Source organism: Pontibacter deserti, from assembly GCF_023630255.1.
Taxonomy (GTDB): domain Bacteria; phylum Bacteroidota; class Bacteroidia; order Cytophagales; family Hymenobacteraceae; genus Pontibacter; species Pontibacter deserti.
The window spans coordinates 447,687-470,832 of sequence record NZ_JALPRS010000001.1; the positions used below are offsets into that span (position 1 = coordinate 447,687).

A 23,146-nucleotide genomic window follows, 5' to 3' on the forward strand; every position below is an offset into this window, starting at 1 on the left:
TTTATTAGATTGATAAACCAGGTCTTTCATCCATTATCTTTCGAACAGCATACTTATCTAGTTTATCCATCTTTTCTATTTCTTTAATTTCTTTTTTCTTTTGCTCTTCATCCATAGAGCTATGTGCCATTATAGCCTCGTCTTTCAGAATTATATTGTGAAAATCAGACCACTCATCTGGTCCGTATTCTGAAAAAGGAGACAATCCAACTGCTTTAAACTTTCTGGCCGTGTAATCCATTTTTACAGTAAACATACCAGGTTCGCCCTTAAAACCTTCCAAAAGCCTGCTATAGGTACAATGAAACATGTTTTTTTCTTTAAAAGAGCCTTGTAGAAATGAATTCGCTCCTTTACCCTTGCTTTTCACTTCATCTGAAAATCCATATACAAGAATAAAATTTATATGAAGTTCTTTATCTGGAGTATTTTTAAAGTTGTCGAAGAAAAGCGAATCTAGTAGTTCTCTGCAATACTCAATAGGTGAACTTCCAAGTGTTGTATCCCACTGTTTTAGTTGACCAAGTGCTTGATTAAACTCCTGTGTGAAACTGATATTATTAGAAGGTGAAAAAATCTTTTTAGATGCATCTTCAATTTCAATAAAATTGAAATAAAGATTTAGAGAATCCCAAGTGACAATTAGAAAATCAGGTTTTCTATCACCATAAAAGTACTTGATAGCAGGCTGTGTAATTATACAGTTTCCAAATATTCTCTCAGATGCATTCACTTCACCTAAGCAACCTAATATGCTAGTAGGATGCTTTTCAAAAAACTTTTGGAGAGCTTTTTCATCCTTACTATCAGAGCCTTTTTGCTCTTCTAATATCTTAGTTAATCTATTCTTAGTTTTCTTGAAATAGTCGCTGAATTTGAAATCATCTAAATTGAAAAAATCTTCCATTAATTTTATTTATAGCGTGTCTTTAAATTTTGAGTAAGTATTATTCTGTTTTATTAGTTGCTTAGCAAACAGCTTCCTCGTCTACCTGCACGCGTACTTTACCTGAAAGTAAATCAGACATCAAGCCTTTTTTTATCTTATTATACTTGTTAAGATTGTTTTTCTCTTGATATATAAGTTTATCTAAGTGTGTTAGCTTACTACCTATTAAGCTTTGTTCCAGAATATCTACCTCTGGAATTTTAATGATAGCTACATCTGAGGAATTTATTGCAGGATAGTTTGAGCCTGCGACGAATGGTTCAACCTGTCTCATAAAGTCCTCTGATAATATGTACTGGTAAAGAAATGCTGGATTTGTGTTTTCTAATGGCGATAGAACTGCAAAGCCAGTTGAGCAAATACAACCGCTATAATTGGTATTAATGAAAGCAAAAGACCGTAGGTTTGGCCTTACAGTAGAAAGTATAGTATCGTTTTCTCTTACTACTCTTCTTGCCCTACTTGGTGCATCTTTAAACTTAAAGTTCTTATAGCCTCCTATAACGCCCGTCTCAAGAATACTTTCAATATCTACATACTTTATATCTGCGTTTGGGAGAAATGTCTCTGGTAACTTTTCCCTATTTACTTCTGAAACTAAACCTATACTTGTCACATCCCACTCCTTCGGAATCATACCCAGCGGAGAGGGTTTGTATAGTTCAGGAGCGTCTTGGTAGCGGGGGCGGAGTTTGCCTGTGGCCACGTCTATACCTCGGGTGAAAAGGTCTTGCATAAGCCCTTGCTTGATGGCTTTATACTTGGCAATAATGGCTTCCGTCTTTTCAATCTGCCCATCTACTGTCCGCAGGATTTTGGCTATTCTTTGTTGTGCTGGTATGGAAGGATACTTTACATTAAGCTTCTCAATCCTATATAAAGCTAACTTCGGTACACCTCCACCTACACCAATTTCCCTATAAAGCTGTTCTTCTATGAAGATGGAATTGAGATAGTATTTAAGATACTCCTTATCTAACTCATTAAAATCTATGGTTGTAAGCTTTGCAGCATTTTCTGTTAGCTGTGCATTGTCTAAATGATCTGGTATAGTACCAAATAGACCGAGAGTACCTGCAATTGTCACATAAATATCATCTTTAGAAATCTTGTAGTTTCTAATGAATTTTTCTATTTCTGGCGTTACATATACTAAAGCGGAGTCATCTATAGAAGCATTAACCATATCAGTTACTCTAAGATATGGGTACGGCGTTTTGCCATTAGCAAATTCACTCCCTGCAGGTAGTCTTTTGCCTCCTTTAACTCGGCAAAACCTACCAATTTGCTGTTGTTTCCAATTACTCATACCCCAGCTCCACTAAAAAATCCTGTAAAATAGCCTGCTCTTCTTCTCTGCTGCTCAAAAGCTCTTTCAGGTTCACCTGGTACTTCTCAAACAGGTTTTCTAATTGTGCCAGCACTTCCATTTGGTTCTGCTTCAGGTGTGTTTGCAGGCCAGTCCATAAAGCATTTTGCCAACGCTGCAGTATCAGCTCTTCGGCATCGGCAGGTGTAATTTTCTGGCGTGCCACTTCTACCAGCTCGTCTTTCTTCTTCTCTATCGTGCTGATGTCGGCTTTCAGCGTCTTAAGCTCTTTTGTCAAGGCCTCGTGCTTCGCCACCAGCACTTTTACACTTCTGTCGGTCTTGGCTTTTGCCTTCAGGTCTTTCAGCTGGTTTTTAGGCAGGGCTCCGCTTTCGCTGTTTTCCCAGTCGTAGTCTTCGCCTTCGGCTTCTTCAAGGGCAGCTTCAATCTCGGCTATGCGTGCCTTATACTGCTCTATCTTCTCCAGTTGCTCCGGAAACTGCGAGGCCAGTATGTCGGCATCGGGTATAAGCTCCGGTCCCCAGCCGCTGGCCGCCACCGATTTCAGGTCGCTGTTCAGGTCGCTCCAGAAGCCGGCAAAAGCACCGCGTAGCTGCGAGTCGCTGAGCATAGGCAAAGGCTGGAAGAACTCCACCAGGGAAGTATAGCCCTGTTTCTTAACCTCGTGCAGCGGCTTACCATTTGGCAGTTGCTGTAGCTCCTGCTGGTACTGGCTCCACCACAGGCCAAACATGCTGTTGTATTGCTGCAGCACCTCGGCCACACCCGTATGCGCCTCCACCAGCGGCTTTATAGTTTCTTTCTCGGTTATGTGCTCCTGGAACTGCAGGTAGTTCGGTTTCAGGTTGCAGAACAGGTCTTCTTTCAGGCCCTTGTAGTGCGCCATGCCGTTCTGTTGCAGCGTCTCTACCTCGCCGGCAGGTATACCGCCGTTTAGGTGTGCGTGCACGTCGTGCGGCTCCGGGGCAGGAGAGTTGTCCACGTAGCGGCGGATGTTCAGGTTAAACTCTTCCTTCTCCAGGTCTTCGTGCTTCACCAGCTTAGCGTACTTCTCTACCGGCTGGCGGTGATGGTACACGTAGCTGATCTTCTCAATATCCTCAGGGCGCAGCTTGTTCTGAGCCTTGCCCTCTTTGTACTCTTTGTCGGCGTTGATGAACAGCACCTCTTTGCGGTCGGCAGCATTTTGCTTGTTTACCACCAGCACGCAAGCAGGTATACCGGTGCCGTAGAACAGCCCCGGCGGCAGGCCGATCACGGCCTCCAGCAGTCCGCTTTGCACCAGCCAGGTACGGCAGGCTTTCTCCTCACCGCCCCGGAATAGCACTCCGTGCGGCATTACTACCGCCATACGGCCTGAGGTTTTAAGCGTGCTCACCATGTGCTGAACAAACATGAAGTCGCCTTTCTTGCCGCTCTCCGGCATCCAGTACTTAAAGCGGTCTTTGTGCAGCATCTCCTTAGAGGTGTAGTTCTGGCTGAACGGCGGGTTAGCGATCACGCGGTCGTAGCGGCGCAGCTCTCCGTTCTCCTGCAGGTGCTGTGGGTTTTTCAGGGTGTCTTCGTTGCGGATGTCGGCAGAGTAGAAGCCGTGCAGCAGCATGTTCATGCGGCACAGCGCCCATGTAGTACCGTTCATCTCTTGTCCGTACAGCGCCAGGTCACGGGTATTGCCGCCCATTTCCTCCACAAAGTTCTTGCTCTGGATCAGCATACCACCCGAGCCCACCGTAGGGTCATAAATGCTCATACCCTGTGCCGGCTCCAGTATGGTTACCAGGAGGCGCACCACCTCGGCAGGCGTATAGAACTCGCCACCTTTCTTGCCCGCGCTGTCAGCGAAGTACTTTATCAGGTATTCGTATGCAGCACCCAGCAGGTCCGGAAACTCAAAGTCAGAGTCCTTCAGGGGGATGTTCTCGAAGTGCTGGATAAACTCCACCAGCTTCGCATCGTCCATCGCCTTCTGGCCAATCTTCTTATTGTAGTTGATGCCTTTCAGCACGTCCTGCAGGGTGTTCGGGTTGGCATCCTCGATGGCAGCCAGGGCTTTATTGAGCGAAGTGCCCACATCCTTCTTCAGGTGGCGGATGTTCTTCCAAAGCGATTGCTCTGGTATGTAGAAGTTATACTTGTTCGGGTTGTCGAGCTGCTTCTGTATCAACTCCTCGCTCCAACCCTTCGCCTCGTACTCTTTCTTCAGGTTAGCTCTGTCTTCCTCAAACTTGTCAGACAGACGCTTCAGGAACAGCATCCCGAAGATATGCTCCTTAAACTCAGAGGCATCCATGTTTCCCCGCAAAATATCGCAGGCCTTGAGTAGGAGGGACTCTAATCTAGGTAGGGTAAGTTTATGTTTGGTCATTTTACTTTCACGCTTTATAGCGTGAAAGTAATTTAAATATACTTAAACTAATAATTGATATTTTGCTAATTTATTGTATTATGAAAGGGTAGAGGCTAACTATAACTTAGTAAAGCATTTAGTTCTTATTGTTGATGTTTGAGTCTGAACAGAAGATCGTCCACCCGTTCAAGGCGGGACTGTAGTGTTATAACAGGTTGTTCTTTATTTATTAGGCTTCGGGTAGGGTGGGCGATGCTGTTTCTTAATTCATTTATAGAGTAAATCTTTTTCCATTCGTTACTGCCGTAACCTAGTTCTTTGTAAAGGTCAAACTTACTTATGATTTCAAAGAAGTCTTTCAGAAAGAGAAATTCTGTAATGTCAATTGCTAAATCAGCTGAATTTAGCTCTTTATAGCGCTCTAAATTATCTTTTAAATAATCATTTCGGTTCGCTTTTTCTTCTAAGTAATTGAAGATCTGCTGCTCCTGTAAATTACACTTTATAAAGCCGCTTAACGTCCTTTCAAGTTCGCAGATTAAACTAAAAATATAAATCTGTACATATCTGTTGTTCAGGTCGCTTACAGTAACCAGCCCTGATACCTTGCCATGAAGGGTCAGGAAATAGAATACCCTATCGTTTAAAGCAAAGCTCCAGATCAGTTCTTTTATACTGGTATCTAGTGGTAAGGTGTCTTTATACTTTATGCGGTGTCTGTTAGTCTGGCTATAATCGTGTGGGGTAGCTGTTTCAAAGTACTCATATGTATGGCCATCTGCAGCTACAATTGGTAACACATTAAACTTGTTTTGCTGCATGATCTGCAGATGATTACTGGTATTATTGTCTGCAGTATCCTGAACTATAGATGTCCAGTTATTTTTACTAACCCCTATAGTTGCCGCTGTAATTTTTGCACTTCCATCTTGCTGGTAGTAGAATTCTTCAATCATAGCTGACGAGGTTTGGTTTACATGAACTTGATACGAACCAATCAGATTAAGTACTACATAAAAACAGAAAGAGCTGCCCTATGGCAGCTCCCTTAACTTTATGCAGGTGTAGTTTCTATAAAAGCTTCAACTTCACACGCTGCGATATATTCTTTAATCTCTAGCCAGAGTTTTCCGACATAGCCATGTCTGAACTCAGGCTTTATAAGCTTTAAGGTATTTGGGTTATTGAACTGTTTAAAGTTTATTGGGTCCGAGAAAACTTTCTTGCCGAGCCATCGCTTCTCTTGTTGCGTGTCGTTTAATCTACTTATACTTTGAGCAAGTGCTGCGTATTTGGAAGTCCCGCTAGCATCTCGGTCTTCTCCGTTCCCTAATACAGTTATACCATAATATAGGTCACCAATACCTCTCTGTATGAAAAGGCAAATTTGGTCGTTACCATTTTCCCCCAGCTTCAGCATAATACCATACCAGGGGTTGCCTTTCTTTTTCTTTTTAACAACGTCTTTCACCTTTTCCCAAGAGACTTTACGAGTCTCTAGTATAGAACCTGGCATATCTAGTTCTATTAGATGGCACAGTTCCTTCCAGAAGTTCCACTCTGCTTGTATCTTAACTTTGTTCCAGCTTTCAACAATCTTAGCTGCGTTTAGAATATGGTCTTCTTGTTTCAGAAGCTCTATCACTTCATCCGTTTCTTTGTCGTTCATGGTTGTGCCTGTAATTTTGCGGATAATGTTTTCATACTGTTGTAGTGTTTCGTGTAGGTAAGGCACATTTGTAACTTCCTGTTTACAGTCCTCAATCCATTTCAGAATATCTTCTTTATAGGAGATGGTTTTGATTTCGTCCTTACTTAATGCTCCGCGTGTGTATTCGTCTGGGGTTCTGCCATCTACAGTCAGATAAACAAGCAGGGGAGTAGCGCCTTCTGCTATCATTGTGTTGTGATACCTTTCTAATTGCCTTTCCTGATCTGGTGCCCAGATCTTATTTTCAACTACAATAGCATTGCTGCCTGACCTAACCAGTATGTCAATTTTTCGGTACTCCCTCTTGATATTCGGAGATGCAAAGTCAACCACATTTCCCCCGCACAATTGAATGAATTTATCCAGAAACAGGCGACCCTGTCCATGTGAACCATTAGGGTTAAGCAGCTCAGCTATAAATTTTGAATGCAGGTGTACCTCGTCGGAATGACTTCTGAGCAAGCTAAAAAGATTGATTCCTTTTTCTGCTTGCGTGGAGTATTTATGGCTGATGTCTTCAACCTTCTCTAAAAGTGTTTTCAAAGCTATACTTGTTAAATAATTATATTTAAGCAGCTGGCTCGCCTACAGGTAGCTCAAAGCTTTCAAGCTCACAAATCTTTATGTAATCTTTGATCTCATTCCACAGCTTGTTAATATAATCTCTTCTATATTCAGGATTTACAAGCTTTATCGTATTTTCTTCTCCAAAATATTCAAGATTAATGTGCTCGCTAAACCAATTTCCAGCAATCCAATTTGCTTCTCTGTCCCAATCACTTAGTTCTTTTAGTTTTGATGCCAGATCATTATAAATAGGAAGATCAGATACAGCTCTATTATTATTTTCATCAAGTATAGTTATTCCATAATACATATTGTCATCACCTCTTTCAATGTATAAACATATATCATGGGTGCCTATTTTCTTCACCGAGAACATTAACCCATACTGAAGGTTTCTTTTTCTACTTCTATGGATAGCTACATCTAAACTATCGCCAGAAAATTTATGGTTTGGTAAAACTGTATATTCTCCTTCTACTTTCTTTTCTAATTCATTCCAAAAATCCCATTCAGTATACCACCTTACATGAATCCAATTATCTACAATTTTCTTAGCATGTAGCACATTATCATTTTTACCTAATAGCGCCATTAATTCAAGCATTTCTTCTCTGCTCATAGAATTTCCTGTTAGTTCTTCAATTAAGTTTTTGTATTGGATGATGGTTTCTCTTACAGATGGGGTAAGTGCAGCTTCTTTTATACAGTGCCCTAACCAATTTCTTATATCTGCACTGTATGATAGTGTCAGCAGCAGACTGTCCAGATTGTCATTTATTTGTAGATCTCCTAAACTGTATCCACTTGGCTCTTTGCCATCTAATGAAAGGTAAATGATAAGAATATTTGCGGTTCCTTCTTTTACAATGGTATTGTAATACCTATCCAGCTGTCTATCCTGATCACCAGCCCATATTTTATTCTCCAGGATTATAGTAAGCTCTTTGCTGCGGATCAAGATGTCAATATTCCTGAACTCTCTGAATATTTCTGGTTGTGTGAGTTTTGTGGGTTCTACACCACACAGCGTAAGAAAGTGATCAAGGAATTTTCTTCCTAGTTTGTGAGAGCCTTCTGGATCCAGTAATTCAGCAATGAAATTAGAATGTAGGTTTACTTCGTCGTGCTTGTTAAGTAGCAAGCTAAAAATATTAAAGTCGTTCTGCTCCCTCAGCTTTTCATACTTATAGTCGATGATGCCGATTTTATCTAATAGTGTCTGCATTAGGTTAAGCTTGTTAGTTAGTAAATCAGTTAGTTTAGTTCAAAAAATGACTAGCTCCTTCATCATCTATAAGCCCCTGCTGCTCTAAGTAAATCATTTCAGCATCTAAGATTTCTTGAAGTTCTTCGTAAGTGAGATAAATACCTTTTTTTGCACATAGGTTAATGATGAAGTATTCCATAGCTTCCTCATCCAACTTAGCTGGTATGTGAATGGGAATATCAACAATAGAAGGTTTGTTGCTGGCAATACCTGAAAGCTCAAGAAATTCAAATTCAGCATCTAGAATTTCTATAATATCATCATAGGAAAACTTGTTCTGTAGCTCCACTGAAATGTTACTTAACACTATTTCTGCGGCATCTTCTACAATATATTCTGGTTCATTCATCTCTATAAATTTTAGTTTCTAATTAGACGCTAAGTGATATAAGCGAAACTGCTTAGGCTGTCTCTAAAACCAATGGGTTGTTTAGTTCTTCCCTAATCTTTGGTGCCCTGCTATAAGTATCTAAGAAGTTTCCTTTTCTAGGCTTAGGCTCCATCTCCAAATGTATTTTCTGGTTGCTGAGTAGCATCAGGCCAAAGCCATTCTGCCTGCAAAGAGAAATTAAGGTCTGAAGATGACTTCTTCTGCCGTTGGAGGTAAGGGTAGCCAGTAGGTTATCCGCATGTTTTGAGTAAACAAGCCATTGCTCGTTTGCTGGATACTGCTTAAGTTGCTCTACCACGCTGTTTAGTCTGTGGCGGTTTAAGTCCAGCCTGTCGAACAGTACTATAAAACCTACTAGCGATAAAAAGAAAAGTGGGAACGCACTTAGAAGGACAATCCACCATTTTAAATCTAGCAGAGTGAAGCAAAGTACTGCAGCACCTAAGGTAAGACTGCCAGCTGCTAACAAGCTATTCCATCCCAGTCTATCTTCATTAACAGAGGAGGTAAGTGCTTGCAAGGTCTTGTGGGATTTAGCCTCCATGCTGACGGTATAAAATTGTCCTTCATTGGTCTGAAAGCAAATCAGCCCATCGGCACGTTTTCCTCCTTTTTCTTTTTTTGTCCAGGCTTCCGTGCAGGCATATATGTTGTTTATGCTTCTTTGTTGCTGATAATGTTTTTTAAGCGCTTCCAGGGCTTTGTCCTGTATCGTCTTTTCTTTGAGTTTACTCATCTCTTGAATAGTATTTATTGCAAATTCTCTTATAAATTAGGTAGCTAAACCTTTATGTTCCAGGTCACGCAATTCAGCACGCCACCTCCCATAGCAAGCTCAGCTGCCGGAACAGGAATAAGTTTATAGCCTTTTAATATTTTCTTTGCCTCCTGAAGTGCCGCTACATCTTCGGGAAGATCAAATTGTGGAAACAGTATGGTGCTCCCGATCCAGGCAAAGTTTATATAGCAACCTAGCGCAGTGTAGTCTCCTTCGCTATTTTTTACATCGGACGCAACTGCTGGAAAGTCAATTAGCTTTAGCCCCGTTGAGGCTAGCGCCTTCTGATATTTAGCCTTCCATGATGCACTTTCCGTGCTGTGGTTAGCCACTAATAGCGTGTGGTCATCTAAGAATCTTACCATGCCATCGGCATGGCCGGTAAAGTCATAAGGTTGTTTAGGCAGCAGGTGAACATGCTCTACCAGTAATGTTTGCTTAAGTTTCTGAACAAGTTCTTCCTGTGGTATATCATTGTCTTGCAAGATGACATTAGTTAGCACAACAGAATTTTTAGAGCGAACCAAATTGCCACCATCAAGCACCACCGGCGAGTTGCTTGTGTTAGTCTTTACCGTTGGATGATATGTTATCTTATCGGTGTCTGTACGCAGGTGTTTATACTTCTTAGTCTTTAGATAACCTGGATCAAAAGTGAACTGTGTAAATTCATTTTTATTAATCTGCAGAGGCATATAATCCCTGCACCAAATATCTCCTGTGTTCTGAATGAACCCATAGTTGATACCTGCCTTGTGCAATGTCTTTTCAAGGCTGTACCAAAATGCATGTAATTCTAGCCTTTCTGTTATAAGGCTGCTGAAATAGACAAAGTTTGTTTCCTGATCTGTGATCATAAAGTGCAACTACAAGATATGATTTAGCTCTTGATTAGCAGGTGTAGGGTTGATTAAGTAGCCCTGCTCTATCCACCGTCCAGCTACAAACTGGCAGAATGGGCCAACAACGCCATTTCTTGCCCCCCTGGATGGAGACCTTAAATATCTGACCTCTATTTGACGTTGTGGATTCTGGTTTATATACTGGACAAGATTAGTGAAGCAGTTTTCCCAAAAAGGAGGGAGAGTTTGCCGCGTGACACAGATTTGCTTAATGCTTGGATGATTCTCTAAAATAGCTGGTATATCATTTATAGTGACGTCAAATTGGGCTAATTCATCATCCTTGAATCTACAGATCGCTTGCTTGTGAGCTTCATTTGCTGGATCTGCATTATTGATAGACTCTAATATGTCTGTAACAGCAATGTTATTTTTTCGGCAGAAATCGATCCAGTTGTTCCTGTTCCCATTTAGTAGTGAAGCTTCAAGATGTACAGTTGGCAGGATACACCAGAATTCATTACGCTGTGTTCTGCCGTAGAACCAGTCAGCATTGTTGTTCGGGCAAACACTCCATCCAGGATTAAATGTGCCAATGAATAATGTTTTTACCTCCCAGTCTACATATTGAAGCTGTAGGTCGTTTATAAACTTGTGGTGACAGGGCATATATGTTAATTAAAAGTGATTCTTGTTTGTAATTTTATATCAGAGATTGCTATACTTAAGGTTGGGGAAAGCTTAATAGATTTAATATCGAAGAAGGTGCTACCGCAGCTCGTTTCTGAACTTCTTGATAAGAGCAGGAGCCTCTAGTTTATCCCCATAAAGAAAAGTTTCTGAAGTCTCGTCAGGAAGCAGGTCCCCCAAATTAGAGCCGTATTTCTCTTTCAAAATGCGCCCGATCTCCATGAAGCGTTCAAAGCCTTCCCACACCATTGGCTCTCTCCACACCTCCTGGCCCTGGTGTTCTATAATGTTATAATCTTCTCCTCTGATGGTATCAGACCTAAAGGTGAAAATGATGTGGTCACCCTGGATGTCAGGTAATTCATCCGGGCTTTTGAGACTCAAGCGCCTGAATCTTTCCTTGAAATTAATCTCCCGTAGCTTTGCCTGTCTTTCTTCCTCTGTATCTCTTCTTAATGTAGCGGGGTAACCAAAGGGTGATGAAGATTCCACGATAGCCAGTATTTTGAAACAATCTGGGCATTCCAAATCCATTGCAATCCCACTAGCATTCTGGCAGGTATCCTTACCTAACCCTTTCCAACCACAAGATGGGCAGGTGAAAGAATAGGCTTTATAGTCAGTATATTTGATATGTAACGCCATAGTTAGCAGTAGATGGGGTTGACATGGTAGAAATTATCGGGGTGCAGGCATTGCTCTCCGTTCCATCGGTATGCTACCAGCTTACCCATTTTGGCCACACTATAATCCACGCAGCATACATTCTTTTCGTACACACTCACTTCAGCATCACCTTTTAGCCAGTAGTGCCCAAAGAACACTGGTTTCTCCGTTTCGTGGTATGGTTTATTTTGTCTTGCTAATGTAGTGGGTACTAGATCATCAACTAATGAGTCATAATCCTCCATGCTATACTTTCTGTAGGTAAGGTTCTCGGGGTTCAACCACCATTTGATCCGAAGCTCAGATCTTTTATGACCATCCTTGTCGTAGAAGAATAGTCCTTCTGGCATTTGTAGCTCCTTGCCTTTGAGTGTCACTTCAATAGCATCATACAGTTTGGATTCCTTACTATAGTAACTAAGGAGCTGGTCTGTTAGCCGATCATTATAAAGGGTATCTCTGAGGTACTGAATTTGGTCCTCATCCCAGCAGGCATGTACTACTCTTAAGCCTTTTTCTTCATAGAAGAGCGGGAGTGTCTTGAACCACTCAATGTAGCTCTTATATTCTTCAACATACTCTGCAAATTGATTCAGAGTCTCGTTATGCTGGTGCGTATTCTTTTCAGTACGCTCTCGCATATAGTTGCCGTCAGTATCTAGAGAGTTGAAAAGGATTGCGTTGAATTCATGATTTCCCATTAAGGCAATTGCTTGTTCATGTTCTACCATTGCCTTTATAATAGCCAGTGTTTCCCTTATTTTAGGACCTCTGTCTATGTAATCCCCAACAAAAATAATCTTTCTCTCAGGGTGGCTATAGTATCCCTTGCTGTTGTCATAGCCAAGTTTCTGAAGCAGTTGCTCCAAAGCATCTGCATGGCCGTGAACATCGCCTATAATGTCGTACATGTTTTGTTTGTCTTGTAATAATTGATTACCTGTGCATTCAGCTCAAAGTTGAGTCTAGGTGCTAGGTTTCTACTCTATACACATTTGCAAAAAAACTCTCCTCAGGGGGCAGGTGTATCTGACTTTTGACTTCCCCTTTTTAGACTTTATCTCGTGTTGGCCCTACAAGCATTTCTTTTTGTTATAACTTATTAACCGCTTCGGTACCTGTAGGTGATCTTATCTCAAGCAATTAGGTATATCCAAGTTGTAATATCTTTCTACTAGGATTAGCTGAAGCTTAAAGTTTTATTTTTGCTAACCTAATGACTCAGGTTAGATCTCAGCCATGAAATGAGTAGGTTGTCATGATGTACCTCCAGTAGTACAACTGGTAGATTCAGCTTGTGTTTCATAGGTTAACAGGGGTAATAGGAAGTGTATTAAGTTTTTACTATATTCGATATGCTAAATATACAAAAAGTTTGATTAGGTAGCCAAGCAGTGCAAACTTTTATGTATCATTTAACATCCAATTTTATAGAATATCAAATTAATAAGAATAGAGGTTAAAGCTCAATCATTAAATAACCTAGCAGATAGTTATTAATTTTTATGCAAACTCAAAATGCTACAGAACAATCCTTACCTGATGAACCATCAGGCTTATGGAATTATGAGCACATGTCAGTTGATTTTGATGAGAAGCAGAATCGAAAAGCTTACTGGAAGATAAGAAATGACCCCAATAACTTAAATTTTACTGATGAAGAGGTAAAGAACTTAGTCGCATGGATAAAGCACATGAGTAAACTTGCTCTGGAACTATGGAAACGGATTGATAGTAAGTAAGATAAATTAAGAGAAAGATGAAGGTAGGGGGAAGATTATCATCTAAGCAAATGCTTTTGGATATAGGTGCTATGCGGAAATATGCACTAAAGCTCTTGGAAGAGAACAAGCCATATACGCATCTACTAAAAGAAATTTTGATAGATGATTATTATTATGTAGAAAGTAAGCCGTTGCCTTCTATTAAAGAATTAGTTCAGCGAAGTGTTTAAAGTATAATAAAGTCCGGGATTATATTTTAAAGTTTTATACCGATCTAGTTTTAGATCATGATTCCAGACTAACTCTTTCTTTTCAGAAAGTTAGCTATGTGTTTTACATCAGAGAATTTTGGGGAAATGAGTCACCCCATGTGAAAGTAGACTATATGCCGGTAGTACCTAGGATAGGAGAAGATATTGAGCTATCGTTTTTTAAAGCACATTTAAACATTGCCCACTTCCATGTCGAGCAAGTTCAACCTGACTTTGATCAGGATAGTCAAACTATCTACATTTGGCTAAAGCCTGGCTTAAAGTATGTAAGCTACTGAAAGTTGAAAGATGAGCATAACGGCTAATCTATTAAGCTCAACTTCCTCTATTCGTTTGTTTCAACAGAAATTAGATGAAATGAATACCGATTGCAAATGCCTTAATTCATACTTAAAGGATTTCCTGCAGCAATCAAATCTGTAATTAGTTGACCGGATTGGCCTGACCAAAATTCTTTATCACACACTATTATTAGCTGCTTCTGAGCTCTACTAACGGCTGTGTTCACTAAGTTGAGCCCTTTCGATATAGGTTTTTTGGAATCAACGAACCACATATCATTTGTATCAACCACACTTAGAATAACAGTATGCCATTCCTTTCCTTGTGATCCATGTACCGTTGATAACTTGAGATCGTTTCGTTGTTGAGGCAAGCGCTGACCTAAAAGCTTTAACTGCTTAGAGTAAGGTGTAAGAATTACGAAGTTCTCTTCCTGAGCCTTCACCAGTTGACTCACGATTTGTGTAATTGCCTCCACCTCATTTTTGCTGGTTCTGCTTTTAAAAGCATCGACCTTTTTGGCATCCACAAAAAGGATTTGTGTATCTCCTTGATCCACAGAGGATGTGAAAGAGTCGGCATAAACGTGATGTGCTAAAACTTTTGCTAGAGATCTGCCAAAACGAAAAGTCTCACTAAGCTGAGAGCGTTCCATGGCAGAGCAACTGAGATCTTTGTTATCAAAATAGTCAAGTAATGCCTGATCCTTACTTTGTAGAAACAAAGATTCTACAAAAATGGCTGATTGAGCCCAAATAAAGACATTCTTATAATCAGGATTCTTTTCAATGTCACTGTCATTGATCTCACAAACAGGAGGCAGCTGTTTATGGTCACCTAAGAAGGTAATTGGTACTTTATTATGAAATAGCGTTAGTGCCTTGATAACATTCGCATACCCAGCCTCATCCAGAAAGATATGTGACACGTCTAGCTTTTTATCATGAAAATTTCCGATATAGCTATCCAGGGTACATGCAATTACTTTTACCTCCTTTAATCTTTGTTCAGTAGAGAATGCTGCAATCTTTTCACGCTCATTGTTAAGTCTAGCTAAAGTACTGTTGATTTGATCCTCAGAATAATGTTGGTAATCAGATAAAAATTGGCTATCAACTTCTACTTGTTTCAGCTCCTCTTCCAAAGCTTCTTCAAATTGGTCTTTAACAGCTATGTAATTATTTTCATTTACATGGCTTGCCACTGCTAATAGATTTATCTGCTTCTCTAACTTTTCAAAAATGATTTCTTTTAGCTCAGTTATACTTTCCTCTACACCTTTTAATTCATTGGTGTATTGGTTAATAGCCTGTAGCTGTGGCTGTAATGAATCCTTTAAAGAAATCAGAGTACTTATAGCCTGTTGTGTTCTAACCTCAGCTCGTTCTAACTTTTGCTCTGTTGTGGTAGGTCCTGAGGAGAAAAACTTGTAAAGCTTATTTGTAAATGAATTTACAGAGGCTTTAAGGGCTATTCTTTCTTTATCTACTTTGCTTAATGTTTCTTCTTGTCTGTGTATAGCTATCTCAATAGATTTGCGTTTTAGAGTAGCGTTTTCGAAATTACTTTGTGACTTCTGCTTTTTGTTTTTGTATTTTTTGAACTTGTTGAAGAGGGGTAAGCTTTCTTTTGCTTTTTCAAGTGCTTGTCTGTTTTGCTCATATGCAATTACCCTTTCAAATAAGCTTATCTGATTGTCAATTTCTTCTAGCTTTTTTTGTACTCCCTTCTGTTCACATACATCAGGATAATCTTCAGCAAAATTTTTTGAAGGTGTTCCAAGCCTCAGAACTTGCGTTCTCTCTACCTTAGCTTTGTCCAACATTTTAATTACGCCTCTTAGAACCTGCTCAAGAGCATTATTGGTAGGTGCTAATATGGCAACTCGTTTATTATTTAAAATATAGTGCAGAATTGCGTAGGAGAGTACGAATTGAGTTTTACCGGTGCCTGGCGCTCCCCAAATATAGGAGAAAGGGTTATGAAAGATATTGGACAGAGCTGCTTTTTGGTTTTGTGATGGCTCTAATCCTGGCAAAAACTTGATTTGATTGGAGCTATTTTTTAATACTGAAGCCTTTTGTGGCAAACCGATACCATTCCCATTTTTTTCATACCAAACCTTAACCCTTCGGACTAAAAATTTTAAATCAGACACTACAAATAGATCACCTGCTTTTATAAATCTAAAAACAGTCTGAAGCTCTTTATTAGGCTTGACTAGAAGAAGGTTTTTGTCAGAGTTATACTCTACTACTTTTACTTGAGTTGTATCAAATAAATTGGCTTTGACTTTAAAAAAAATGGATTCTGTATCGAATAACTTTGCCGAAAGCCTAAGCTTAATGTACAAATCCTTTTTAGAATTTATTTCCAGATCAAAGACACTTACTTCCTGAACCCCTTTTTTATGTAGTTCTAGGTACTTTAAATACTTATCAGCACTATCAATACAAGTATTTCTTATCTCCTCTACTTCCATCTTCCAACCTTAAATAAAATGTCAATAGTCAGGCAGAAGTATTACCTAAACTCCAGCCTTACATTATTGTTATCTCAAATTTATGCTATTTTTTATTGTCTTTAAAAGAAAGGTTGGGAATAGCTTTTATTTTTTTTGAGTTTAATGGTTTAAAGGTGATTCAACAGTAGCTTTACAGCTAGGTAATAATAAAGTAGTAGCACTGAAATATCAGAAGATTATAATAGTAATGTCATAGCTTCTTACTATAATGAACGCAGAGTTTAACAAAGAAATGTACTAATATATCTGGATAGCTTATGGCTAGCTTAGAGTGGTTCTACATGTTTTATTTAATTTTTTACTCCTTAGATAACTAAACGTGATTGTCCTGTAATATTTATAAACAGAGAACATAGTTAGTAAGGATAGCACTAGGGAAGAAGGTGTAATAGATTCTGTTGATAAATTATTATTGACTGCTTCTTTGAGACCAGCTATTGGTAGTTAGTATCTTTTTCTTTGCTGAAGATTAAAAAAATATTTGCATTCAATCATAACAAATCAACATATAATATATCATATGTTATGAGAAGTTGCTAGATTTGAGTTATTAATTTGATAAAATATGAAAGCAACTTTTACAATTATTTCATTTCTGTTGATCATCCCCAAAGTGCTACTTGCACAGTTAAGTCCAGTAGAAGTAGCTGATTTATCAGTTAAAGTTCCTGGCCTAGAGACTACGGAATTATATTACGGTTTTGAAGAGGGAGATGAGTTGAAATTCAACTACCAAGACTTTAGTAAAAAAAGTATAAAGCAGATTGAAATTGTAGAGTATCCTTCAAATGTGAAATACTCTGGCTATGAAGTTAAAGAGTTGACCAAGACCATAAAGATAAACAAAAGGGGGATTTACATCTTTAGGTTTATCAATTCAGCTTTAGGTCAGCGTGTTGGCTCAGTAAAAATTAGTAGAGTTCCTGTAAATGATAAAGCTCTGGGGTTCAATCCAAATATCAATTGGAAAGAAGTAGCTGATACCACTTATGCTATTGTCAAAAAGAAAGAACTTGTTGGACAGGATACTACTTATAAGATGGTCAATGTAAGAGAACTTGTAAATACAGAGACTCTAGTTGAGGAACTTTTTAACAAAAAAGAACAGGTGGCTGCTCAGATGACCATGGGTAAAGCAAGCGAATCACTTCTTACAATTACAATGCCTCGGAATTATAATACTGAGCTTGAATCTCGTGAAGTAGTTGCTTGGGCATATTGGATAGGAGTAGGTCAAGAAGGCCATAATGCATTCGAAGCTAATAAGGCTAAATATATGAAAGCACTTGGTGGTGTGGCTAATGCTACAGGTAATCCGTTAATTGGGCTAGCACTTAACCAGTTCGCTTTCCTACCCACAGGTAATGCAGGAAGTAATGTTGCTTATTACTTTTTCCAAGATCAAGCAAATGCTGAAATGTTTTGGCACAACCATGATGCTAAGGGTTGGCGATTTTTTGATCAAGGCAATGGGGTTTCGGGATATGGCAGAAAAGAAGCTCCCTTGCAAGGCACATTTTACCTTGGGCTCCATAATGACAATGTATACAACGATATAAATGTTGATGTGAAGTTTGTTGCAGTAGTACAGAAAAAGACATACCAAACTAAGCAAATAAAGCAGCCAATAGTAACACCAAGATATGAGGAGAAGGTATACAAACAACCAAATGTGAGTATTAAGAAAGTGCCGACACATTCCTAACTTATGTAATAAGTTAATACTTCCTATAACTAATAATCCCTCTACCACAATAGAGGGATTATTAGTTATAGGACATTCTTTTCGTGCGAAATGAAAAGCATAATAAGTATGCTCTTCATTTATTTAAGTCATAGTTCGAAAAGGATAAGAGTAACAGCCTATAAAAACAATTTTGTTACTTTTCTGTTACTCTAGAAACAAAAAACCCGCTTATTTATCGAAATAAGCGGGTTTTTAAGCTTTACTAAGTAGTCCGTAGGGGAATCGAACCCCTGTTGCCAGAATGAAAATCTGAAGTCCTAACCCCTAGACGAACGGACCGTTATGTATTTTGTGTCACTCATTCCTGATTGACGATGCAAATATAGGCTACAAAAATGTTTTGCAAAACATTTAGCTCAAAAAAAAACGAAACAAAGTGTAAAGTATTCGTATTCAGGGGAGAAAAAAATATTGGTTTTCCTTTTAGCGAATACGTAACTTCGCACCACATTAAATATACATCTTACCAAATATAGATACCATGTCTAAAATTAAAGTTGCAATTAACGGTTTTGGCCGTATCGGTAGACTTACTTTTAAGGCACTGCTCCAAAAAGAGAATGTAGAAGTAGTAGCTATCAATGACCTTACTAATACCAAAACTCTTGCCCACCTGCTAAAATATGACTCTGTGCATGGCAAGTTTGATGGTACAGTAGAAGCCACTGAAAATGGCATTATCGTAAATGGTCGTGAGATCAGAATTACTGCTGAGCGTGAGCCAAAGAACCTGCCTTGGAAAGAGCTTGGCGTGGATGTAGTGCTGGAATCAACTGGTCGTTTCGTAGACGAGCAGGGTGCTGGCGGACATATTGAGGCTGGTGCTAAAAAAGTAGTTATCTCTGCTCCTGCAAAAGGTAACATCCCTACAGTAGTACTTGGTGTAAACGAAGACATCCTTACTGGTGATGAGAAGATCGTTTCTAACGCATCTTGTACCACTAACTGCCTTGCGCCAATGGCAAAAGTGCTGGATGATACATTTGGTATTGAGAAGGGCTACATCACTACTGTGCATGCGTATACTTCTGACCAGAACCTACAGGATGCGCCTCACAGCGACCTGAGAAGAGCACGTGCTGCTTCTTACTCTATCATCCCAACATCAACTGGTGCAGCTAAGGCCGTAGGTCTTGTATTACCACACCTTAAAGGTAAACTGGATGGTGTTGCCATGCGTGTTCCAGTTCCGGATGGCTCTTTAACCGACTTAACAGTTGTGTTGAAGAAGCCTGCAACAAAAGAAGAAATCAACGCAGCGCTTAAAAAGGCTGCTGAAGGTGAAATGAAAGGTATCCTGGAGTATACTGAGGATCCCATCGTTTCTATTGATATCGTAGGTAACCCGCACTCTTGTATCTTTGATGCAGAGATGACATCAGCTAACGAAACACTTGTAAAAGTAGTAGGCTGGTACGATAATGAAACTGGTTACTCTAACAGAGCCGCTGACCTGATTGCAAAGTTAGGACAGTAATTCTGTAAAATTTTTAGTAAACGGAAGCCCGCCAACAGGTGGGCTTCCGTTTTTTATATGCGTATATGTACAGATGATAGAAATAAATTATTAAATTGATATATATCATACTTTAGCCAGTTAACCAGGTATACCTTTGAGATCAATAAATCCTTTAAACCACTAACTACAAACACCATGAGACGCATACTTGTACCTACAGACTTTTCGGAACAGGCACAATACGCTTTTGAAGTTGCTGTAAATATTGCCCGTAGAACCGGAGCTGCCATTAAGCTGCTGCATGTAATTGATATGCCGCGCTCAATCGGTTTTAGTGCTACCGGTGATGTAACTTACCACGATAATATGGAGCAATTATACATAGTGCGCCTGCTGGAAAGTACAAAAAGCAGAATGTCCCTACTACTGAACAAGGTTAACCATAGTGGTGTGGAAGTGGTGCAGGAGGTTGATGTAGATAGTATTGTTGGTAAGATTAAGCGTGTAGTGGCGGATGATAAGGTTGATCTGATTGTAATGGGATCGAAGGGTTCTAGTGGCATGGATGAATTCCTCATCGGGTCTAATACAGAAAAGGTAGTGCGCACGGCAAATTGTCCGGTGCTAACTATAAAGAGACACCAGCCTGACTTTGAAATAAAAGAGATAGTTCTTGCTTCTGATTTCAGGCGGGAAGTTGGTAAAGCCATGGATTCTTTTAAGTTCTTTCAACAGCTTTTTGATGCCCGGGTACACTTGGTATACATCAATACACCAGGCGCATTTGAGTCAAGTACAAACCTGCGCAGCAAACTGGCTCATGCCGCCGAAAAGTACGACCTGCGTAACTATACCATAAATGTGTATAACGATACCATAGAAGAAGATGGCATACTGCATTTTGCTGAGGATATCAATGCCGATATGATTATGATGGCTACGCATGGGCGTACAGGCCTTTCTCACCTGTTGAGCGGAAGTATAGCCGAGGACCTGGTTAACCATACCAGCCGACCGGTGCTGACGTATCACATTTAAACTATAGTTTTATACTCAAAAGCCCGGTTATACTTGTATGGCCGGGCTTTTTGTTTACAGCAGTAAAGGTTACTTTTGTACTTATACTTACTATACAGCATGAGTACACGTCCGCGCATTCGGTTTATCATTAATCCTGTTTCCGGTACCAGGAGCAAGGTTGATGTAGCCGCCCGTATTAAACTATACTTAGATCACGGCAAACTCGACCATGATATAGTTTATACTGATTATGCCGGACATGCTACGGAGCTTGCTGCAACTGCTGCTGCCAGCAATTACACAGCTGTAGTGGCTGTGGGGGGAGATGGTACTGTAAACGAAGTTGCACGGGGACTGCTACACACAAATACAGCTTTAGGTATACTTCCAAAAGGCTCGGGTAATGGTTTGGCAAGGCACCTGCAACTACCCCTGAACCTGAATAATGCCATTAAAGTGCTGAACACAGGAGAAATATCGGTAATAGACAGTGGTACGATCAATGATATTCCCTTTTTCACCACAGCAGGTATAGGTTTTGATGCGTATATCAGTTCAGTGTTTGCTGGTAATAAGCGCCGTGGATTAAAAACATATGTGGAGTTGGTGCTAAAAGAAGTACGCACTTATAAACACCTGCCTGTTAAAGTATGGCTTAATGAGCTTGAAATGCAAACAGATTGTTTTGTGATGGCTTTTGCCAATGCTGCCCAGTATGGTAACAACGCATACATTGCACCACTTGCCGATATACGGGATGGTTTATTGGATGTATGCCTGGTGCGCCAACTGGATTTTATTAAAGCTATTAACCTAAGCTACTGCATGCTGACAAAACAACTGGCAAATGTGCAGAGCGCAGAATATTTTAAAACGAAACATATAAGGGTCGAAACAGAAGAACCAATGATGTTTCATGCAGACGGAGAGTTTAAAGGCAAAACCAGCCACTTTGAAGTTAACCTGAAACCGGAGTCGTTAAAGGTGCTGATACCTAAGGGCAAAGTATAAGTATAGACTAAGAAACCATGAGTGATAAAAATAAGAAAGGCCGCCAGGGAGTAGTATATTCTACAAATTCCGATTTCAACTATCAGTACGAGCAGGAGCATGAAGCAGAAACGCTCCCGCCACAGCAGCAAAACCTGAAAGTGATGCTGGATAAGAAGTCGCGTGGTGGTAAGCAGGTAACCTTAGTAGAAGGCTTTGTTGGCTCAGACGATGATCTGAAAGAACTAGGAAAAATGCTGAAGAATAAATGTGGCGTAGGCGGATCCGCTAAAGACGGTGAGATCCTAATCCAGGGTGATTTCAGGGATAAAGTGTTGCAAACCTTGCAAGCAGCAGGCTATAAGGCAAAGAGAGTAGGTGGGTGATTGGAGTGATAGTTTTTGAATACTTGTACTATAGAATGTTTAAAGCATATAAGGCTAAAAATGATTCTCCAGCTATTAGAACTTATATGTACATTGCTTTCCTTCAGTTCAGTCTAATTGCATTAGTCTTTATTTATCTTGAAGGTTCCTTGAAAAGAGCAGGGGTTATAGATAAAAAGCTCTCAGTGAGTTACCTAATTATAGCGGGTATTTTAGCCTTATTTTATACTTATCTACGTTATTAAAGAAAGGATTATAGTTACTATACCAACAAGTTTGGAATGCTTAACAAGCTAAACAATTTCTTGAGAATATGGATGTTTATAGTTCTTCCGTTTCTCCTCTTTTTCGGAGGAATCTACATATATATTCTTCTTTTCGGAGGAACAATTTTAGGAGAATTACTACAAGGCTATCTTAATTAATTATTCTTCTTTACTCATTAAACAAGCCCTGCACTTTCTCCAAATCTTCCGGTGAGTCTATACCTATGGTTTCAAACTCAGTCAGGGCAGTGGTGATCTTAAAGCCGTTTTCCAGCCAGCGCAATTGTTCTAAAGACTCAGCCAACTCTAAACCAGAAGGCGGTAGTTGTGTGATCTGCTCCAGTATATCAGCTCTATAACCGTAAATGCCGATGTGTTTATAATAAGTATGTTGTTTATGCCAGATATCCTGTGGCACGTTGCGGCAGTAAGGTATAGCTTGGCGGCTGAAGTATAACGCATCCCCAGACTTGCTAAGTACTACCTTTGGGGCATTAACATTAAACAGCTCTTCTTCGGTTGTTATCTTTTTAACCAGCGTAGCCAGTTGCGTATTTGGGCGTGTAAAACAGCTGGCAACAAGGTCTATCTGCTCAGGTTTGATAAATGGCTCGTCGCCTTGTATGTTAATGATATACTCGTAAGGCTTGTCGTGCAGTTTGTACGCTTCAAAACATCGGTCGGTGCCACTCTGGTGATGCTCTGCAGTCATTACAGCTTTTCCGCCAAATTCCAGTACATGCTCATAAATACGGTCATCGTCGGTGGCAACTATAACTTCAGCTAAGCCCGACGCAGATGCCTGCTCATAAACCCGACGGATCATAGTTTTGCCATTGATATCGGTAAGAGGTTTACCCGGAAAACGGGTTGATGCAAAGCGGGCTGGAATGATGCCGAGTACGTCCATAGTTTCTACTTGTAAGTGCAGGCTCAAA

The 23,146-nt window shown here is 39.9% G+C and carries 19 protein-coding genes and 1 tRNA gene; 6 read left to right on the top strand and 14 right to left on the bottom strand.

Features of this window, described 5'->3' with window-relative positions; translation table 11 throughout:
- Positions 1-4 precede the first annotated feature (4 nt).
- From MJ612_RS01825 to MJ612_RS01875, 11 genes are all read right to left on the bottom strand, one after another.
- On the bottom strand, positions 5-907 hold the full coding sequence (locus MJ612_RS01825; RefSeq protein WP_187028888.1) for a Shedu anti-phage system protein SduA domain-containing protein: 903 nt from the start codon (positions 905-907) through the stop codon (positions 5-7).
- A 61-nt stretch (positions 908-968) separates the two neighbouring features.
- The gene (locus MJ612_RS01830; protein WP_187028890.1) at positions 969-2,258 is read right to left on the bottom strand and encodes a restriction endonuclease subunit S; all 1,290 of its coding nucleotides are present in this window, start codon (positions 2,256-2,258) and stop codon (positions 969-971) included.
- Positions 2,251-4,644, bottom strand: a complete 2,394-nt coding sequence (locus MJ612_RS01835; protein ID WP_187028892.1) for a type I restriction-modification system subunit M — start codon at positions 4,642-4,644, stop codon at positions 2,251-2,253. Before MJ612_RS01835 ends, MJ612_RS01830 begins: the two co-directional genes overlap by 8 nt.
- A gap of 125 nt (positions 4,645-4,769) precedes the next feature.
- The gene (locus tag MJ612_RS01840; protein WP_187028894.1) at positions 4,770-5,582 is read right to left on the bottom strand and encodes a hypothetical protein; all 813 of its coding nucleotides are present in this window, start codon (positions 5,580-5,582) and stop codon (positions 4,770-4,772) included.
- 98 nt (positions 5,583-5,680) lie between these two features.
- On the bottom strand, positions 5,681-6,880 hold the full coding sequence (locus MJ612_RS01845; RefSeq protein WP_187028896.1) for a PDDEXK-like family protein: 1,200 nt from the start codon (positions 6,878-6,880) through the stop codon (positions 5,681-5,683).
- Positions 6,881-6,905: 25 nt separating this feature from the next.
- Positions 6,906-8,129: a PDDEXK-like family protein gene (locus tag MJ612_RS01850; RefSeq protein ID WP_187028898.1), complete on the bottom strand. Its 1,224-nt coding sequence runs from the start codon at positions 8,127-8,129 to the stop codon at positions 6,906-6,908.
- Positions 8,130-8,163: 34 nt separating this feature from the next.
- A complete protein-coding gene (locus tag MJ612_RS01855; protein WP_187028900.1) occupies positions 8,164-8,520 on the bottom strand; it encodes a hypothetical protein in 357 nt (118 codons plus the stop codon).
- A 52-nt stretch (positions 8,521-8,572) separates the two neighbouring features.
- Positions 8,573-9,298 carry a hypothetical protein gene (locus tag MJ612_RS01860; RefSeq protein ID WP_187028902.1) on the bottom strand — a complete coding sequence of 242 codons (726 nt, stop codon included), beginning with the start codon at positions 9,296-9,298 and terminating at the stop codon, positions 8,573-8,575.
- 44 nt (positions 9,299-9,342) lie between these two features.
- The gene (locus MJ612_RS01865; RefSeq protein ID WP_187028904.1) at positions 9,343-10,197 is read right to left on the bottom strand and encodes an agmatine deiminase family protein; all 855 of its coding nucleotides are present in this window, start codon (positions 10,195-10,197) and stop codon (positions 9,343-9,345) included.
- Positions 10,198-10,950: 753 nt separating this feature from the next.
- Positions 10,951-11,364 (bottom strand): hypothetical protein, encoded by a 414-nt coding sequence (locus MJ612_RS01870; protein WP_187028906.1) that lies wholly within the window; start codon positions 11,362-11,364, stop codon positions 10,951-10,953.
- A gap of 155 nt (positions 11,365-11,519) precedes the next feature.
- Positions 11,520-12,449 (bottom strand): metallophosphoesterase, encoded by a 930-nt coding sequence (locus tag MJ612_RS01875; RefSeq protein ID WP_187028908.1) that lies wholly within the window; start codon positions 12,447-12,449, stop codon positions 11,520-11,522.
- A 594-nt stretch (positions 12,450-13,043) separates the two neighbouring features.
- Between MJ612_RS01875 and MJ612_RS01880 the strand changes: the two genes are divergently transcribed.
- Positions 13,044-13,280: a hypothetical protein gene (locus MJ612_RS01880; RefSeq protein WP_187028910.1), complete on the top strand. Its 237-nt coding sequence runs from the start codon at positions 13,044-13,046 to the stop codon at positions 13,278-13,280.
- A gap of 633 nt (positions 13,281-13,913) precedes the next feature.
- Here MJ612_RS01880 and MJ612_RS01885 read toward each other — a convergent pair.
- A complete protein-coding gene (locus MJ612_RS01885) occupies positions 13,914-16,298 on the bottom strand; it encodes a DEAD/DEAH box helicase (protein ID WP_187028912.1) in 2,385 nt (794 codons plus the stop codon).
- Positions 16,299-16,905: 607 nt separating this feature from the next.
- Here MJ612_RS01885 and MJ612_RS01890 point away from each other — a divergent pair.
- Positions 16,906-18,045 carry a hypothetical protein gene (locus tag MJ612_RS01890; RefSeq protein WP_187028914.1) on the top strand — a complete coding sequence of 380 codons (1,140 nt, stop codon included), beginning with the start codon at positions 16,906-16,908 and terminating at the stop codon, positions 18,043-18,045.
- 249 nt (positions 18,046-18,294) lie between these two features.
- Here the strand turns inward: MJ612_RS01890 and MJ612_RS01895 are convergent.
- Positions 18,295-18,366, bottom strand: a tRNA-Glu gene (locus MJ612_RS01895).
- A 202-nt stretch (positions 18,367-18,568) separates the two neighbouring features.
- On the opposite strand from MJ612_RS01895, the gene gap reads away from it, so the two are divergent.
- The 4 genes from gap (at position 18,569) to MJ612_RS01915 (ending at position 21,942) form a co-directional block, all read left to right on the top strand.
- Positions 18,569-19,564 (top strand): type I glyceraldehyde-3-phosphate dehydrogenase, encoded by a 996-nt coding sequence (gene gap, locus MJ612_RS01900; RefSeq protein ID WP_187028916.1) that lies wholly within the window; start codon positions 18,569-18,571, stop codon positions 19,562-19,564.
- Between the two features lie 177 nt (positions 19,565-19,741).
- Entirely contained in the window at positions 19,742-20,584 is an 843-nt protein-coding gene (locus MJ612_RS01905; protein WP_187028918.1) for a universal stress protein, read from the top strand.
- Positions 20,585-20,683: 99 nt separating this feature from the next.
- Positions 20,684-21,577, top strand: coding sequence for a diacylglycerol/lipid kinase family protein (locus tag MJ612_RS01910; protein WP_187028920.1), 894 nt, complete (start codon positions 20,684-20,686; stop codon positions 21,575-21,577).
- Positions 21,578-21,594: 17 nt separating this feature from the next.
- On the top strand, positions 21,595-21,942 hold the full coding sequence (locus MJ612_RS01915; RefSeq protein WP_187028922.1) for a translation initiation factor: 348 nt from the start codon (positions 21,595-21,597) through the stop codon (positions 21,940-21,942).
- Positions 21,943-22,377: 435 nt separating this feature from the next.
- Here MJ612_RS01915 and kdsB read toward each other — a convergent pair whose 3' ends face one another.
- Entirely contained in the window at positions 22,378-23,118 is a 741-nt protein-coding gene (gene kdsB / locus MJ612_RS01920; protein ID WP_187028924.1) for a 3-deoxy-manno-octulosonate cytidylyltransferase, read from the bottom strand.
- Positions 23,119-23,146: the final 28 nt, after the last annotated feature.